The organism is Enterococcus viikkiensis, assembly GCF_005405345.1.
Classification (GTDB): Bacteria; Bacillota; Bacilli; order Lactobacillales; family Enterococcaceae; genus Enterococcus_A; species Enterococcus_A viikkiensis.
Genome location: NZ_BJDW01000006.1, coordinates 33,093 through 49,678 on the forward strand (window position 1 = coordinate 33,093; position 16,586 = coordinate 49,678).

Genomic DNA, 16,586 nt, shown 5'->3' on the forward strand with positions numbered 1-16,586 from the left:
ATATGAAGGTTCAACGGGAGTAATCAAAGTATGAAGTTTTTTTAGGAAGGGAGATAGTTATGAAACATGTATTAGTAGTAGACGACGAACCATCGATCGTGAAATTATTAAGTTTCAATTTAGAGAAAGAAGGCTATTTAGTTACCACCGCAGAGGATGGGCAAGAAGGCTTTGAACTAGCTTTAAACGAAAAGTTTGATTTTATTATTTTAGATGTGATGCTGCCCTCAATGGATGGTTTGGAGATCGCTAAAAAACTGCGACAGGAAAAAGTGGAGACACCGATTTTGATGTTAACGGCAAAAGACGATACCATCGATCGCATTCTAGGGTTAGAGATTGGCGCCGATGATTATTTAACGAAACCTTTTTCACCAAGAGAAGTGTTGGCACGAATGAAAGCCATTTTTCGGCGCATCGAGCCCCGTCAGGAACAAGTGACGCATGAATTTTTATCGGCAGGCGAGATTAACGCCGATTTAACCAACTATCAAGTTACCGTTCGCGACAAAAAAATCGAATTGACACCGAAGGAATTCGAGTTGCTAATTTACTTCATGAAGCGGAAAGAACGAGTGATTGACCGCGACACATTATTGGATCGCATTTGGCAATATGACTTTTCCGGTCAAAGTCGGATCGTGGATGTTCACGTCTCCCATTTGCGGGAAAAAATCGAAGTTGATCCGAAGCACCCACGATATTTGCAAACCGTTCGCGGCTTTGGCTATAAATTTCAGGTGCCAGATCAATGAAACGAAAACAACTAGACTATATTATGCCGCTAGTGTTTGTCTGTTTGCTTTTTTTTGGTAGCTGGAAATTAGCAAATCATTTTTATAATAAGGAATTATTAGAACAGCAAGAAGAATTTTTGACCAGTAACGGCGAACTGCTGCTCCATCATCTGGATCTCACTGAGCTTAATTCAGCCACCAACAAACAAGCAATCGAAACATTTTCCCAAGAGGCGCATGATCGGATCACCTTACTAGATAAAAACGGCACGATTTTATTTGACAGCTCCGAGCCCAATCTTTCCGGCAGCCGCGAAAATCGGCCGGAAGTAAAAATGGTCTTGAAAAACAACGATGTTGGTTCTTCGGTCCGCTACAGCTCGACGCTAAAGAGTGAGCTGCTCTACACCGCTCAACCAATTCGGGGAGCAGATGAAACTATCGGCATTTTACGAGTGGCCAAAAGAACCTCCGCCTTTCAGCCAAAAACGAGAAACTTCCAGCAATCAATCGCCATCATTCTTGTGATTTTTTATGCTCTGATTTATTTAATTATCTGCTATTTGATCTATCAACGAAACCGCCCGATCGAAACGGTCCTACCAGTCTTGCAACGAATGCTGAAAGAGCCGGAAAAAAGTAATTATGTCATGCAGAATGCTCCTCAATGGCAGGAGCTTTATGTCACGGTCAATCAAATTAGCGAACAATTGAATGAGACCTATGCCGCTTATACTTCCACCGAGGAACAATTTTCAACTCTGTTTCACGAGTTGACCATCGGCGTTTTTATCATTGATATGGATGGACGCTTTGTTATGATTAATCCAGCGATGGAGGAACTTTTACAATTTGGCGGTGCCAGTCAGCATCATTATTGGCAAGTCATTCAGGACAATCGTTTCATTCAATTGATCCAACAAGTTTTAGTTGAAAAAAATCAAGTCCACCAAGAGATCTCCACTAAATTGCCAGCGGCGATGAATTTAGATATTCGTCTGCGCTACTTAGAAAACGAGGTAAGAGGAGATCAAATCATGGGCACGGTTTATGACCTGACTCACGTCCGGGAACTAGAAAAAATTCAACGTGACTTTGTAGGAAATGTCTCTCATGAATTAAAAACACCGGTAACTTCTTTATTAGGCTTTTCTGAGACGCTGCTTGACGGTGCAAAAGAAGATCCTGAGTTAACCACTGAATTTTTGACGATCATGCAAAATGATGCTAAACGTCTACAACATTTAATCCAAGACATTATTGAATTATCAAAAGACAAAAATGATTTGGCTGAGGACCATCAGACCGTTGAATTGAGGTCATTTATCCAGCAGCAAGTGGGTCTCTTCCAACATTTGCTGAAGAAAAAAAGAATTACTGTGACAATCGCCGGACAAAGCGATTATTTTTACCAGACACGTCTACCTTTCTTCCAACCAATCATTAAAAATCTTTTGGAAAACGCGATTCAGTATTCTCCAGAAGGCAGTCAAATCGAAATTTCTTATCAATCTGCTAAGGAACTGGTAATCTCTGTTAGTGATCATGGTATTGGCATGAATGAGGCTGATCAGCAGCGTATTTTTGAGCGCTTTTATCGTATCGATAAGGCTCGCAGCCGGCATTCAGGCGGTACCGGATTAGGACTTGCGATTGTAAAAGAATACAGTGAGATTCTTGGCGGTACGGTGACCGTTGATAGTCATCCACAACTAGGTTCGACCTTTACGGTGCGTTTGCCATTAAATTAATTTTTTAAATAAAAAAGGATCCCGGAAAAAGTCTCCGCGATCCTTTTTTAGCTTTATTTAACGGTACCGTCCGCTGAACGTTCAACCTTCATGGAGGTGATTGGTAAGTAACCTAATTCTTTGACTGGTCCGTTTTGGATTTCATCAGTGGTCATGTATTTTAAGAAGTCAGCCAATGCTTTGTCTGGTTTGCCCTTAGTATACATGTGTTCGTATGACCAAATTGGCCATTTATTGGTCGTAATATTTTTATCAGTCGCTTTGACGCCATCTAGATCCAATGCTTGTAAGCTGTCATCTACATACGAAAGTGCTAAGTAGCTGATGGCCCCTGGTGTTTGCGCCACAATTTTTTTAACCGTTCCTGACGAATCCTGTTCTTGTGACTGAATCGGTTCTTTTCCATCCAATCCCCACTTTTCAAAAGTTGCGCGCGTTCCGCTACCGGAAGCCCGGTTGACGACTTGAATCGCTTCGTCTTTCCCACCAAGTTCTTTCCAATTTTTAAGCTTACCAGTAAAAATATCGATTAATTGCTGCTTCGTAATATCTTTGACACCCACATCTTTATTTACTACTGGAACAAAACCAACTACTGCAACCTTATGATCAACTAATTTTGAGGCATCTACGCCGTCTTTTTCTTCCGCAAAGACATCTGAGTTTCCAATTTGAACGGAGCCATTTTCTACCTGACTTAATCCGGTACCACTACCGCCTCCTTGAACAGAAATTTGTACTTTGGGGTGTTCTTGTGTATAACTTTCTTGCGCTGCGTCAACTAATGGCTGCAAAGCCGTTGAACCTACCGCCGTGATTTTTGCTGTCTCATTTTTTCCTGCTTCTGAAGAATCTTTACTGGCCCCACTACCGCTACCACAGCCTGCTAACAAAACTCCTGATAAAGCTAAAGCAAAAATAATTTTCTTCATGTTATACTCTCCTTCTCCAGTTAAAGAATAAATTCCAATAAGCAACTTATCCTATTTTTGATTCCTAAAGTCATTTTTATCCTGTCATATCAAATGAGTTCAGGTTTCGATTTCATTATTTTTAGTACATGTTTACTTTAGCAACCCAACGTAAATATGCTGTTTAGCAGATGTAAATGATTGGTTAAGAACTGTAAAGCTTTGGTAAAGGTAAAACAGCTTACTTTTTATTAGTTTTGCGGTACAATACGGATGAATCCAAAAATTTAAACGAGAGAAGCGATTAACATGCTAGTTATTACTTATGAATTGAACGGCTCAGAAAAAGAAAAAACTTATACTGCTGCCAGTGATTTTGTCGGTGCACAATTAAAGGAAGTACCTGATCTACCTGATTATTATCACGTAGTCAAAGCAACCGTTGACGGTGAAGAAATCAACTTAGACGACAAAACAATCAGCGGCTTATTCAACTACTTAAATAACTAAAAAAGGACCCACATGAGATCCTTTCCAGACTAAAGATAAATCAGGTTCACCACTCTCTATCGAGTGGCGACCCTGATTTTTTATTTATTTAGATAGTTCGTTAAACGTTTCATCGCTTCTTCCAAATTCTCTAGCGAAGCGGCGTAACTAATACGGACGTAGCCTTCTCCTTCTGGTCCGAATGCAATTCCCGGGATCAAAGCTAATTGGTTTTTCTCTGCTAAATCAATACAAAAGGCCATTGAATCTTGAATGTAGCCAGCTGGGATCTTGGCGAATATATAAAAGGCTCCTGATGGTCGTGCAACGTCAAACCCTAAGTCGGTCATCGACTGATACACGAAATCCCTTCGCACGCGATATTCTTCTCGCATGATCTCTGCATCTGAGATTCCTTGGACCAATGCGCGTACGGCAGCCTTTTGTGAAATCGTTGAGGCTGCTGTCACTAAATATTGATGAACTTTGATAATTTCCGCGACTAGCTCTGCCGGAGCGAAAATAAAGCCGATCCGCCAACCGGTCATGGCATGAGATTTTGACAAGCCATTGATTACGATTGTCTGTTCTCTCAAATATTTCCCAAAGGACACATGTTTAGATTCATAGTTCAACTCACTATATATTTCATCGCTAATCACGAAGATCGAGTATTTCTTCAAGGTTTCACTTAACGCGGCAACTTCTGCTTCATTATAGGCAACCCCAGTTGGATTGGATGGCGAAGTGATAATGATTGCCTTTACTTTATCCCCATGTTCCGTCATCGCTTGATCAATTTGTTCCGGCGTTAAAACAAAACCAGTTGCACGGGTATCAATATAAACGGGCTCAGCCCCAGCTAATAAAATCAGCGGTTCATAGCCTGGATACGTCGGTGCGGGTAATAATACTTTATCGCCAGGTTCAAGGATTGCTAGCAAGCCGGCAGACAGGGCCTCGGTCGCTCCGACCGTCACTAAAACTTCCGTTGCTGCTTCATAATTAACCGCATATTTTTCAGATAAAAAACGGCTGGCGGCCTCACGAACATCAATCAAACCGGACATCCCAGTATAATGGCTAAAATTCTCTTTGATTGCCTGCTGACCCGCTTCTTTTATATGCTCGGGGGTATTAAAATCTGGTTCGCCTAATGTCAGCTTCAACATATTAGGAATCCCAGAAACCTTCTCATCAAATTGACGAATCAACGAGACGGTGATTTGATAAACATTTTTGTTAAATTGATCTTGTAATTTGTTCATATAACCCCTCCATTTCTAATCATATTATCACAATCTTCCAGATAGTAAAGGGAAAATATTTCGCTTATTTTTCTTGTTAGAAAGGGATAGTAAAATTTAAAGCTGTTAAATTCCGTATCTTTCTTAAGAAGATACAATCAAGCTAGAATTTTTTTCTCAGAAAACCCCTTCCTTATTGCGAAAATAAAATAATTTATCGGCAATCCCCTTATGATTTGTTGATAACAGCATAAAATAATCTTCATTATTAATCAAAATAAATTGGTCGCTGTTGTATTGACTATTTATCGGTCATAAAATAACCTTATACAAATGTTTTTAGAAGGAGCTGACTGAGCATGAACAAAGAACGAATCAAACGATTTCCTTTTATTTTCTTTTTAATTCCATATATTCACCTATCATTGGCGATGGACTATTTGTTTGATTCCATTGTTGGTATTTTCCTCTTTGTATTGGTGACCGCTATTATTGGTTTTTTTGCGAAGCGAACGCAGCAGCTGCCTTTATTGGTGATTGGAAATATCATCAATATTTTATTAAGCGGTCTATTGATTCTGCAAAAAAGTCCGTTGGTGAATCTCTATCATTCCTCCTCACCATTGACGGCGATCGCTCCCTTATGCGTCCTTTTTTTGATTTCACAAATTACCGGAATTTTTTGGGGTAGTTTTTTTATAAAAGAATCAAGCTTAACACTTAACAAAAAAACTTCGGATCGCTAGACGATCCGAAGTTTTTTGTTTATTCCTTTGCCGAAAGATTTGCAAAAAAACCAGTGAAAGAAATGATCTTCCACTGGTTTACGGAAATACTAGTTAAAATAATCTCTCGTTGCTTGTTCGTCAATTTCTAACTGTTTCACTAAGCCGTCAACGGATTCAAAGGCAACTTGTCCACGCAACATATGGTACCAACGTACTTTGACCTTTTCACCATAAATTTCTTGATCGAAATCTAAAATATTGATCTCAACCGTCAGCATGCGATTCGGTCCAAAAGTATCGTTATGACCAATCGACCCCATTGCTGGATACCACTGGTCGCCCACTTTGATTTGATTGACATAGACGCCTTCTTTCGGCAAATTCATATCCTCTGGCACTTGGATATTGGCAGTGGGATAGCCCAATGTTCTGCCACGTGCTTCCCCATGAATCACCGTGCCACTGACTTCATAGATATAGCCTAATAGATGGTTTGCTTCTTCTAAACGGCCTTCAGATAAAAGTCGGCGAATTCGGGAAGAACTGATTTTTTCTTTTTCATTTTTTTCGGTTTTTTTCGCCACTGTAACGACTTCAAAACGGTCTTTCGCATATTTTGGCAAATACTTGGCATCCGCTGATTGATCCTTGCCAAAATTATAATCAAAGCCCGACACCGCAACTTTCCCATGCAGTCCAACGATATATTGATCGACAAACGTTTGTGGGTCTAAAGCTGCAAATCCTGAGGTGAAAGCCACCTCATACAAAAGATCAACGCCCAGTTTTGCCATCTGTTCTTCTTTTTGTTTTAGCGTTGATAAATATTTAATTGGTGTACTTTGAACCTTTTGAAAGACGACTGCTGGATGCTGATTGAAGGTCATCACTGCTAATTTCAAATTTTTTTCCTGCGCAATTTTCTTGCCCGTATTGATCACTTCCTGATGCCCGCGATGAACACCATCAAAAAAACCTAAAACCAATACGCAGTCGCCAGCTGGAATTTCTGCTGGTTGATACGGGTGACGTAATTTTACAATTTCCATCTGTTATACCTCGTTTCGAATCACTTTACTAGGCTTCAAAAGCCCTTTTTTTTCGGGATGTCGTGCATACAGACTGACTAATTGATCTTGATAGAAAAAAGCCAACAAGCCTGCAACATCTTCTTTTAAACCAAAATTTTTCAGCGGCATCAACTGTCCGTTTTTTACTTTTTGCCAATCATCATCACTTAAATCGATCCGGGGAAAGGCACTCATTGCTTCTTCAATGGGACGCAGCGCCTGTTCGATTTGGCCGCTTTCCATTAACTCACTAACTTGTGCCAGCGTTACCGCTTGGCCGACTGCAAAGCCGCCACTTGCCAGCCGGGTCAAATCAGACATATGAGCTGGATAGCCTAGCTTTGCGCCAAGATCTACTGCTAACGTACGGACGTAGGTTCCTTTACCGCAAGCAACACGAAAACGCCAGCTTTGAGTTTGTGTCGCTTCATGATAGATTGGTAGCGTAATCCGTTCAAAACGCTCAATCTCTGCTTTCCTTTTTGGCCGCTCCACCGTCTCACCAGCACGCGCATATTCATATAAGCGCTTGCCATTCACTTTAACAGCAGAATACATCGGCGGTACTTGAACAATCGTTCCGATAAACCTCGCCATCATTTGGTCGATTTCAGCTGCTGTCAAAGGGCTCACTACGGCTTTCTGATCTACTACTTCACCACTTGCATCTTCTGTAGTAGTAGAAAATCCAAGGGTGATTTCGCCTTCATATATTTTTCCATTATCTTGCAGGTATTCGATTACCTTCGTACCTTTACCAATGCAGATTGGTAAGACGCCATCCACATCTGGATCCAAGGTGCCGCCATGACCGACTTTTTTAGTCTGCAAAATTTTTCTTAATTTAAAGACGCAGTCATGACTAGTCATGCCTCGCTCTTTCCATAACGGTAAAATACCGTCCATTGCTTGTCCCTCATTTCAATTTTTACTCAACGTTGCCATTATATCACAGCTGCTTAAAGAATTGGTACGTTGGCTCATCAGATAAAATGGAAAAGCTTTTGACGTATTTTAAAAAAATAGTCGCTAAAAAACCACCGCCAAATCTGACGATGGTCTGCATTAATCTTTTAATTTCTTTTTTTTCTTACGTTGACGGTTGATAACAAAGCGAATGCTAGGATCAGCAGGCTGCTGCATCGCATATGATTCTAATTGATTCACTTGATGACGATAATTATTAGCCGCATAATTTGAAATATCGCCGTTCACTTCGAACTCGTCAATCTTTTTTCGTTCTAAATAATAGCCACGCACCAATTCTTTGGTGTACAAGGGGTCCTGCTGAATGAGATACGTGCCAAATAATCCATGACTACTCACTTGACGCATTAAATTTTTCCGTTCATCAACAAAAAAATCAATCAATTCTTCATCATAAACATCTCGTAAGTTTTCTAAACTATCTAAAATTGCTTCGCTGTTGCGCATGAAGATTTTTCTGAGGGAGGTGATGTCTTCATTGTCCACCGTTTCACGGCGCTTTTCACGACGCTGCCAAAACATTTTAGGATGCATAATCACACGAATGATCCGACGAACAAAGATCAACCAGAAGCTCAGTAAAGAAAGCATCTGTTTCGTGACTGATTCAGAGACATTCGAGATAAATCGAGAATATAACCGATAGGCGCCAGAATTGATTTGATGACGGCGGAAGCTTTCATCTAAACCATCTCGCTCTACTGAAATAATCAATGCTTGAATTTCTTGGAATTCCTGCTGAGCACTTTCCGGCATGGAGTTATTAAAGACTAACTGAATTCGATTCTGATAATTCGCGATCACAGCTTGCAAGGCAAAACGTTCTTTTTCACTGAGGTCCCGATTTTCAATATCATCATACAATTCACTAATAACTTCACGGAAAATCAGCATCGACTTCTGATCCGTCGGCGGCACAACTTCACCGTCTGACAATAGTGGCAGCACGATCATTCCTACTACGAGAGTTAAAAAAGTGACACAGGCGGTGATAAATAATAGTAAGGATCGCTCAGGAAACTCCATGCCATTAATCGTTGTTGGCAAAATGAAAATCGTCGCGATACTGACTGTCCCCTTGACGCCACCAAACGTTAATAATAAACGATCTCTTAATTGTGCATGACTTTTTTTCCAGCCTTGTGTCACAAAATAAAAAGCACTCACAAAGAGAAAACGCAGAACAAACAACAACAATGTCAAAAGTAACACGATTGAAAAGAGGTGCATATTCGAATAATTACGACTATTCCAAATTGGTGAAAAGACTTGTGTCAATTCGATTCCTAGGAAAATAAAGACTAACCCATTCAATGTGAAGCTAATCGTACTCCAAGAGCTTTCAGTCACATTGGATAACTGAGCGTCAAATAGAGTCACACGGCGGAAGCCGGTTGCTTGTAAGACCCCGGTAACTACAGCGGCGATGATTCCAGAAGCATGGAAGACTTCTGCGATGAAATAAGCGGCAAAAGGCAGAATCAATTCAATCAATAAATAGGCGGAAACATCTTGTGCCGAAATTCGCTCAATGATTTTAATTGCTTCATTTTTAATCCAGACAACAACAAATCCAACTACTGCGCCAATGAGGCTCGATGTAAGTAACGAGATCGAGGCATCCGCCGCAGAAAACTGCCCCGTCAATAAGGCCGCTACCGCAAACTGGAAAGCTGTAACGCCTGTCGCGTCGTTAATCAACCCTTCGCCTTCTAATACGTGCATCACTGACTCTGGAATATTTAAACGCTTGGCCAACGAACTCACTGCTACCGCATCGGTCGGCCCAAGAGAAGCTCCAAAAGCTAAACAAGCCGCGATTGGAATCGCCGGCAAGATACTGTGCAACACATAACCTAACCCAAAAATCGTGAACAAAACGCCGCCAAAGGCTAAGAGTAAGATTAAACCAAAGTGTTTCAATATAGACGGAATATCGGCAGTTTCACCTTCTCGAAACAATAGCGGGGCGATAATCATTACCAGAAAAACTTCTGGTTCAAAATTAATTGAGCTACCGACCTCAGTTAGTCCGAGGATAATTCCGGTAATAATTTGAATCATAAAAATCGGAAAAGATGGGAAAACTTTTGCTAAAACATTGGATAAGGTAATGGCAATGGCTAAAATGATAATGATCTCAATTAAGCCCATTCAATCACCTCTTAGAACAAGTATCTTTCGCTTTACAAAATAATTTTAAAAATTCGCGTTTCTTACCAATAATTCGATCTTCCAATTCAGAAAGTTCTTCTGGATCATCATCCAAAGAGAGCTGCGCTCGTTTGGTTTCCATCCGCAATAATTCATGCTTCATGCGTTCCAATTTACGCGCAGTTAAAACATTTACTCGTTTAATTTTTTGTTTAACGGCTTTTCTTTCTTCCGGGCTCAAGTTTTCAAACTCTTTATGGAGAGCCTTCATCCGTTCTTCAAATTCAGTCGTCATTTCGACCTTGCCTCCTTGAAAAATATCCAGCAAAAGGATTAGTTGCAAACATCAATACTCTAACAGGATTTAGCAAATAATGCAATTGGCGCAAAGCAATAGGAAAATAAATGGTTCAAACTTTATACTTGTCTTTATAACTTTGTTGCGAGATTCAACAAACTTTCCTCGATCATATTATTATACTGTTAAAAGCAGAACTCGCAGCTATCTCTATTCAAAGTATTTATTTTTCTAAACCCACGAAAAACAAATTTTATCTTCACCACACGTATCATCGCGCTATACAAATTAAGTTTAGCTTTTCAGTCTCTCACGAAAACGCTCTTTGGCTCTATAAACTGTGAAGAGCGCGACTGACAGCTAGCTCGCTTTAAAGGAAATTTTTCAAAAACCGAAAAATCATTCTCGTGCGCATACGATTCTGCTAAACAGTTTGCATGTTTTCGTTGATTGAATTAATAAATTCTATTCAAACAAATTATACTGCCAAAAGCAGAACTCGCAAAAAGAACCTGAGGCTGTCTGCTTCAGGTTCTAAGGAAATTATTCTTTATTTAAATCACGGATCATTTGATCGATCTTAGAACCGTATTCAACTGATTCATCTAATTCAAAAAATAATTCGGGCGTCTTGTAGATCGACAACGCTTGGCCTAGTTCACGACGAACTAAACCAGTTGCTTTGTTCAATCCCTCTTGCGCTTTTTGTTTATCCGAAGCTTTATCAGATAATAGGCTGTAATAAATCGTCGCTTGTTGCAAGTCGCCAGTCACGTGAACATCAGTAATATTCACATCTTGGACTCGTGGGTCGCGAACTTTCTTACGTAAGATGTCATTGACTTCTTTTAAGATTTCTTGTGCTAGACGACGATCGCGATAATTTGGCATAACGATGGCCTCCTGTCTTTACTTATAAATTCGGTATCACCATAGCTTAGGGCATGTGGTAAAACATCGCACACCCTAAACTACTTTGCTGAACCAATTATTTTTGTTTAATTTCTTGCATAACGAAGGCTTCGATCACGTCATCAACCTTCATGTCATTGAAGTTTTCAATCATGGCACCACATTCAAAGCCCATTTTAACTTCTTTCACATCATCTTTGAAACGTTTCAAGCTAGCTAGCTTGCCTTCGTAGATAACGATACCGTCACGGATAATCCGTACGCCACTATCTCGTTGGATAACGCCTTCGTTAACGTAACAACCAGCGATTGTTCCAACTTTAGAAACTTTATACGTTTCACGAACAGTCATTTGACCAGTGATGATTTCTTCGTATTCAGGATCAAGCATACCCTTCATCGCTGTTTCGATTTCTTCGATTGCTTTGTAAATGATCCGGTGCAAGCGAATGTCCACTTCTTCAGCAGAAGCTTGTTGTTTAGCTTGCGGTGTAGGACGGACGTTGAACCCGATAATAATCGCGTTACTTGCAGCGGCTAAAGTTACATCGCTCTCGTTGATTGCACCAACAGCTGAATGGACGATCTTCACACGAACACCTTCCACGTCGATTTTTTGCAAGGATGCAGCTAATGCTTCTGCAGAACCTTGAACGTCTGCCTTAATAATAACATTGACTTCTTTCAATTCGCCTTCTTTAAGCGATTCAAACAAGTTGTCTAAGGTTACACGTGCATTTGAGTTTCGGTGTTCCAACAACGCACGTTTTGCACGTTCTTCACCAGCAGCTCGAGCTGTTTTTTCATCATCAAAGGTTGCGAAACGATCGCCCGCTTGCGGTACATCATTCAACCCAGTAATTTCAACTGGAGTTGCTGGGCCAGCCGTTTTTTCACGACGACCAATATCATTCGTCATAACACGAACGCGACCATAAGTGTTTCCGACAACGATTGGATCGCCGACTTTCATCGTTCCTTGTTGTACTAACAATGTTGCAACTGGTCCTTTGCCTTTATCAAGACGTGCTTCGATGACTGTACCAATCCCATGTTGTGTTGGATCAGCTTTCAAGTCTTCCACTTCAGCAACTAAAAGAATCATTTCTAATAGTTCCTCAATGTTTTGGTTGAATTTCGCTGAAATTTCAACAAAGATCGTATCGCCGCCCCATGATTCAGGGATTAATTCGTATTCACTTAATTCTTGCATCACGTGTTGTGGGTTTGCACCTGGCTTATCGATTTTATTCACCGCTACGATGATCGGCACTTTCGCCGCTTTCGCATGGTTGATTGCTTCGATTGTTTGCGGCATTACACCATCATCGGCTGCGACAACTAAGATTGTGATATCGGTGATACTTGCACCACGGGCCCGCATACTTGTGAAGGCCGCATGTCCTGGAGTATCTAAGAACGTAATTGGTTTGCCATTGATATCGATTTGGTAAGCACCGATATGCTGTGTAATCCCACCGGCTTCTCCACTAGTTACACGTGAATGACGTAAAGTATCAAGCAATGTTGTTTTCCCGTGATCGACGTGTCCCATGATAGTTACAACTGGCGGACGAGAAACTAAGTTGTCTTCGTTCACTTCTTCTGTATCGAAGAAACGGTCGATATCAGCAATATCAATTTGAACTTTCTCTTCTGCTTCCATGCCATAATCCGTTGCCAATAATTCAATCGTATCTTGATCTAATGGTTGATTTTGATTGACCATAACGCCCATCATAAATAATTTTTTGATGATCTCAGCTGGTTCCCGATGGATCTTTTTAGCAATATCCGCCACATTCATACCAACCGTATATTCTAATACTTCAGGCAATTCACGGAATTTACGTGGTGGCACAGCAGGCTTGTTACTTTGTTGCTGTTTGCCTTTTTTGCCTTTTTTATTAAAGCGGTTCTTATTACGGTTTTGATTGCCACCGAAGCCGTTCCCACGATTTTGATTGCCATAATTATTTTTATTGCGGTTTTGGTTGCCGCCTTGTCCTTGTCCGCCGCTGCTTTGGTTTGAACGTTGACCTTGTGTGTTGCTACTTTGGTTCGAACGTTGTGTATTTGAAGCGTTTTGCGCTGGACGTTGACCTTGGTTTTGATTTGGACGCTGTGCACTGTTTGTATTTCCTTGTGGACGTTGTTGTCCTTGGTTTGGACGTTGTGCATTGTTTGTATTGCCTTGTGGGCGTTGTTGTCCTTGGTTTGGACGTTGTGCACTGTTTGTGTTGCTTTGTGGACGTTGTTGTCCTTGGTTTGTACGTTGTGCATTGTTTGTATTGCCTTGTGGACGTTGTTGTCCTTGGTTTGTACGTTGTGCATTGTTTGTATTGCTTTGTGGACGTTGTTGTCCTTGGTTCGAACGGTTTGCGTTCGCTGAGTTGTTCTGATTATTAGTTTGTGTCAATTCTTTATTTCCTTTTCTATTCTGGAAATTTGGGTTGTTCTTAGAGCTCTTTCCATGGAATTTTGGTTTTTCGTGCTGGTTAGCTGATGGTTTTGCTTGAGTATTTGCTTGTGATTTGTCAGTAAAAGCCTGCTTTAATTTTGTTTCATCGTCCCCAGACAATGAACCCATATGATTTTTTACGTCAATTCCTAAAGCATTTGCTTTCTCTACAACATCCTTACTTGATTGGTTCACTTCTTTGGCAAATTCGTATACTCTTTTTTTTCCCATGCAATCACCTTCCTAACCTTTTATTAACGTCATGATTTTGTTAGCGAAGCCTTGGTCTAAAATCCCGATCACTTTTCGAGGTTTGCCAATCGCGCCTAAAATTTCTCCTTGAGTAAATTCGACAAAACATGTCGTTTGATAATACTTGCTTTTATCAGATACTTTTTTCTGAGTGTTTTCACTCGCATCCGTTGTGACGATCACGAGCTTCACTTTATTTCTGCGAATCTCGTTGATTGTCAGGTCTTCCCCTGTAATCAGTTTGCCTGCACGCATTGCAAGGCCTAACATGTTCAAGGCCTTTTCTCTATTCATCGCCAAAGAGCTCTTTTCTGGCTTTTTGGTGCTTCACATAATCGAGTAGTTCTTGATAAAATTCATCACTTAAGTCTGTTCCAAGATTGCGATCTAAGATTTTCTTTTTCCAAGCTTCTTCAACTTCCGCCGGCTCTAACGCGATATAAGCACCTCGCCCAGGCTTCTTACCTGAAGGATCAATGGAAACTTCGCCTTCTTTTGACTTAGCGATCCGAATTAATTCTTTTTTAGGGAACATTTCACCGGAAACAACCGATTTGCGCAAAGGAATTTTTCTTTTTTTCATTTGCTGTCCTCCCATAAATTACTCTTCCTCTTGATCGAAAGCAACGTTCTCGATGTCGTCTGCTGTCATATCAGGAGTAATTTCATCCAAATTTTCTTCTGTTGCTTCAACTGTTGGTTCTTCGTTTTCTACTTCTTCGACTTCTGCTTCATCATAATTGGCGTAAAATTCTTCCATATCTGATTCAGATTTGATGTCGATTTTGTGAGCCGTTAATTTGGCTGCTAAACGAGCATTTTGACCACGTTTACCAATTGCTAATGATAATTGATAATCGGGGACGACTACCGTACAAACTTTTGGATTGTCAATATCAAAGATGACATCTTCCACTTGAGCAGGATTTAAAGAGTTTGCGATAAAGACTGCCGGGTCTTCATTCCACTCAACGATATCCATGTTTTCGCCTTTCAATTCATTGACGATGGCTTGGACACGTTGACCTTTTGGTCCGACACAAGTGCCGACTGGATCGATATTAGGGTCCGTTGAACGTACCGCAACTTTTGCTCGATCACCGGCTTCTCTAGCGATGCTTACAATTTCCACAATTCCGTCATATACTTCAGGAATTTCTTGTTCGAATAAGCGACGCAATAAATCCGGATGACTACGGCTTACAAAAACTTGTGGGCCTTTTGATGTGTTTTCAACACGAGAGACGTAAACCTTGATTCGGTCATGCGGTTGATAATGTTCATTAGGCATTTGGTCTTGCTTCGAAAGAACCGCTTCGATCTTGCCTAAGTTCACATAAATATACCGATTATCTTGACGCTCAACAACGCCTTGCATGATATCTTTTTCATACGCGCTGTACTCGTTATAGATAATGCTGCGTTCTGCTTCACGAACACGTTGCAAAATTACTTGTTTCGCTGTTTGTGCAGCAATCCGACCAAAATCTTTTGGTGTCACTTCAAAACGAATCGTATCACCAATTTCATAAGCTGGATTGATTTCCATCGCTTCTTTCAATGACACTTCTAGTTGTGAATCCATGACCTCTTCGGTTACTTCTTTCACAGCGTAAACGTGGATATCGCCTTTCTTTTCGTTGAATTCCACTTCAACATTTTGTGATTGTCCATAATGACGTTTATAGGCAGAAACTAGCGCTGCCTCTAACGCGTCGATGACGATTTCTTTTGAAATACCTTTTTCTGCTTCGAGAGTATCCAACGCATTCAGCATTTCTTTACTCATTTTTTCTTTCCTCCTAGTTCATATTAACGAATCCATTTTCTAAAGAAAATAGGGTTGATTTTCACCACGTATATCATCCAACTACGCAGATCGCATATTTTTTTTGGATAAACCTAAATCCATTTCTTGCTAGACGAAACTGCTAAAAGTTGGACTGACATCCTAGTTCATATTAACGAATCTATTTTCTAAAGAAAATAGGGCTGATTTTTAAAACTCAATCGCAAAACGGGCTTTGGCGATATTTTTACGTTCGAAAACCATCTCTTTCGTCCGTGTTTTGATTTTCACTGTCAATGTTAATTCATCGTCAGTCAGTTCTTTCAAAAATCCTTGGTATTGCTTTTCGCCATCAATATTTTGATAAAGCGAGATGTTGATGTATTGCCCAATTGCTTTTTGATAGTCCTCTTCTTTTTTCAATGGACGTTCCGCCCCTGGAGAAGAAACCTCTAAGAAATAAGCTTGGGGAATTGGATCAGGATCGATCGCATCCAACTTATCACTAAGTTTTTCACTAACAAAGGCACATTCTTCAATATCAATGCCGCCTTCTTTATCGATATACACTCTTAAAAACCAACTTTTCCCTTCTTTGACAAACTCAACTTCCACTAATTCAAAATGTTGTTCATCTAAGATTGGCATTACTAGATCAGTCACTGTTTCGACTACACTGCTCAAACTGTCAGCCTCCTTTTATCCATTAAAAAGAGTGAGCGAAAAATCCGCTCACTCACCATCAGTCTTTGATTACATTATTATAGTAGCATAATTCTATTGAAAATTCAACCGTGTCA

At 40.4% G+C, this 16,586-nt stretch carries 16 protein-coding genes; 4 read left to right on the forward strand and 12 right to left on the reverse strand.

Annotated features, from left to right (window positions below; translation table 11 throughout):
• Positions 1–59 precede the first annotated feature (59 nt).
• Positions 60–755, forward strand: coding sequence for a response regulator transcription factor (locus tag FFM67_RS04625; protein WP_137613429.1), 696 nt, complete (start codon positions 60–62; stop codon positions 753–755).
• Positions 752–2,488 carry a sensor histidine kinase gene (locus FFM67_RS04630; RefSeq protein ID WP_137613430.1) on the forward strand — a complete coding sequence of 579 codons (1,737 nt, stop codon included), beginning with the start codon at positions 752–754 and terminating at the stop codon, positions 2,486–2,488. The genes FFM67_RS04625 and FFM67_RS04630 overlap by 4 nt, the downstream gene beginning before the upstream one ends.
• 53 nt (positions 2,489–2,541) lie before the next feature.
• Here FFM67_RS04630 and FFM67_RS04635 read toward each other — a convergent pair whose 3' ends face one another.
• Positions 2,542–3,420, reverse strand: coding sequence for a phosphate ABC transporter substrate-binding protein PstS family protein (locus FFM67_RS04635; RefSeq protein WP_137613431.1), 879 nt, complete (start codon positions 3,418–3,420; stop codon positions 2,542–2,544).
• A gap of 288 nt (positions 3,421–3,708) precedes the next feature.
• Between FFM67_RS04635 and FFM67_RS04640 the strand changes: the two genes are divergently transcribed.
• Positions 3,709–3,909, forward strand: coding sequence for a DUF4649 family protein (locus FFM67_RS04640; protein WP_137613432.1), 201 nt, complete (start codon positions 3,709–3,711; stop codon positions 3,907–3,909).
• 80 nt (positions 3,910–3,989) lie between these two features.
• Here the strand turns inward: FFM67_RS04640 and FFM67_RS04645 are convergent, their stop codons facing one another.
• Positions 3,990–5,156 carry a pyridoxal phosphate-dependent aminotransferase gene (locus FFM67_RS04645; protein WP_137613433.1) on the reverse strand — a complete coding sequence of 389 codons (1,167 nt, stop codon included), beginning with the start codon at positions 5,154–5,156 and terminating at the stop codon, positions 3,990–3,992.
• Positions 5,157–5,494: 338 nt separating this feature from the next.
• Between FFM67_RS04645 and FFM67_RS04650 the strand changes: the two genes are divergently transcribed.
• Positions 5,495–5,881 (forward strand): hypothetical protein, encoded by a 387-nt coding sequence (locus tag FFM67_RS04650; RefSeq protein ID WP_137613434.1) that lies wholly within the window; start codon positions 5,495–5,497, stop codon positions 5,879–5,881.
• 89 nt (positions 5,882–5,970) lie between these two features.
• Here FFM67_RS04650 and ribF read toward each other — a convergent pair whose 3' ends face one another.
• The 10 genes from ribF to rimP form a co-directional block, all read right to left on the reverse strand.
• Positions 5,971–6,912, reverse strand: coding sequence for a riboflavin biosynthesis protein RibF (gene ribF, locus FFM67_RS04655; RefSeq protein ID WP_137613435.1), 942 nt, complete (start codon positions 6,910–6,912; stop codon positions 5,971–5,973).
• A gap of 3 nt (positions 6,913–6,915) precedes the next feature.
• Complete coding sequence (gene truB / locus FFM67_RS04660) at positions 6,916–7,839, reverse strand: tRNA pseudouridine(55) synthase TruB (protein ID WP_137613436.1); 924 nt, start codon at positions 7,837–7,839, stop codon at positions 6,916–6,918.
• A 159-nt stretch (positions 7,840–7,998) separates the two neighbouring features.
• A complete protein-coding gene (locus tag FFM67_RS04665; protein WP_137613437.1) occupies positions 7,999–10,074 on the reverse strand; it encodes a cation:proton antiporter in 2,076 nt (691 codons plus the stop codon).
• Between the two features lie 4 nt (positions 10,075–10,078).
• A complete protein-coding gene (locus tag FFM67_RS04670; protein WP_137613438.1) occupies positions 10,079–10,369 on the reverse strand; it encodes a hypothetical protein in 291 nt (96 codons plus the stop codon).
• 546 nt (positions 10,370–10,915) lie between these two features.
• Positions 10,916–11,263, reverse strand: coding sequence for a 30S ribosome-binding factor RbfA (gene rbfA / locus FFM67_RS04675; RefSeq protein WP_071861026.1), 348 nt, complete (start codon positions 11,261–11,263; stop codon positions 10,916–10,918).
• Between the two features lie 97 nt (positions 11,264–11,360).
• Entirely contained in the window at positions 11,361–13,976 is a 2,616-nt protein-coding gene (gene infB / locus FFM67_RS04680; RefSeq protein WP_137613439.1) for a translation initiation factor IF-2, read from the reverse strand.
• 12 nt (positions 13,977–13,988) lie between these two features.
• Positions 13,989–14,291 (reverse strand): L7Ae/L30e/S12e/Gadd45 family ribosomal protein, encoded by a 303-nt coding sequence (locus tag FFM67_RS04685; RefSeq protein ID WP_071861024.1) that lies wholly within the window; start codon positions 14,289–14,291, stop codon positions 13,989–13,991.
• Positions 14,284–14,580, reverse strand: coding sequence for an RNase P modulator RnpM (rnpM, locus tag FFM67_RS04690; RefSeq protein WP_071861045.1), 297 nt, complete (start codon positions 14,578–14,580; stop codon positions 14,284–14,286). Before rnpM ends, FFM67_RS04685 begins: the two co-directional genes overlap by 8 nt.
• A gap of 18 nt (positions 14,581–14,598) precedes the next feature.
• Complete coding sequence (gene nusA, locus FFM67_RS04695; protein WP_137613440.1) at positions 14,599–15,786, reverse strand: transcription termination factor NusA; 1,188 nt, start codon at positions 15,784–15,786, stop codon at positions 14,599–14,601.
• 210 nt (positions 15,787–15,996) lie between these two features.
• On the reverse strand, positions 15,997–16,470 hold the full coding sequence (gene rimP, locus FFM67_RS04700; protein ID WP_137613441.1) for a ribosome maturation factor RimP: 474 nt from the start codon (positions 16,468–16,470) through the stop codon (positions 15,997–15,999).
• Positions 16,471–16,586: the final 116 nt, after the last annotated feature.

Excerpts from the sequence above, each read along its gene's own strand:
- FFM67_RS04625 (WP_137613429.1), top strand. The coding sequence starts at position 60 with ATGAAACATGTATTAGTAGTAGACGACGAACCATCGATCGTGAAATTA.
- FFM67_RS04630 (WP_137613430.1), top strand. The coding sequence starts at position 752 with ATGAAACGAAAACAACTAGACTATATTATGCCGCTAGTGTTTGTCTGT.
- FFM67_RS04635 (WP_137613431.1), bottom strand. The coding sequence starts at position 3,420 with ATGAAGAAAATTATTTTTGCTTTAGCTTTATCAGGAGTTTTGTTAGCA.
- FFM67_RS04640 (WP_137613432.1), top strand. The coding sequence starts at position 3,709 with ATGCTAGTTATTACTTATGAATTGAACGGCTCAGAAAAAGAAAAAACT.
- FFM67_RS04645 (WP_137613433.1), bottom strand. The coding sequence starts at position 5,156 with ATGAACAAATTACAAGATCAATTTAACAAAAATGTTTATCAAATCACC.
- FFM67_RS04650 (WP_137613434.1), top strand. The coding sequence starts at position 5,495 with ATGAACAAAGAACGAATCAAACGATTTCCTTTTATTTTCTTTTTAATT.
- ribF (WP_137613435.1), bottom strand. The coding sequence starts at position 6,912 with ATGGAAATTGTAAAATTACGTCACCCGTATCAACCAGCAGAAATTCCA.
- truB (WP_137613436.1), bottom strand. The coding sequence starts at position 7,839 with ATGGACGGTATTTTACCGTTATGGAAAGAGCGAGGCATGACTAGTCAT.
- FFM67_RS04665 (WP_137613437.1), bottom strand. The coding sequence starts at position 10,074 with ATGGGCTTAATTGAGATCATTATCATTTTAGCCATTGCCATTACCTTA.
- FFM67_RS04670 (WP_137613438.1), bottom strand. The coding sequence starts at position 10,369 with ATGACGACTGAATTTGAAGAACGGATGAAGGCTCTCCATAAAGAGTTT.
- rbfA (WP_071861026.1), bottom strand. The coding sequence starts at position 11,263 with ATGCCAAATTATCGCGATCGTCGTCTAGCACAAGAAATCTTAAAAGAA.
- infB (WP_137613439.1), bottom strand. The coding sequence starts at position 13,976 with ATGGGAAAAAAAAGAGTATACGAATTTGCCAAAGAAGTGAACCAATCA.
- FFM67_RS04685 (WP_071861024.1), bottom strand. The coding sequence starts at position 14,291 with ATGAATAGAGAAAAGGCCTTGAACATGTTAGGCCTTGCAATGCGTGCA.
- rnpM (WP_071861045.1), bottom strand. The coding sequence starts at position 14,580 with ATGAAAAAAAGAAAAATTCCTTTGCGCAAATCGGTTGTTTCCGGTGAA.
- nusA (WP_137613440.1), bottom strand. The coding sequence starts at position 15,786 with ATGAGTAAAGAAATGCTGAATGCGTTGGATACTCTCGAAGCAGAAAAA.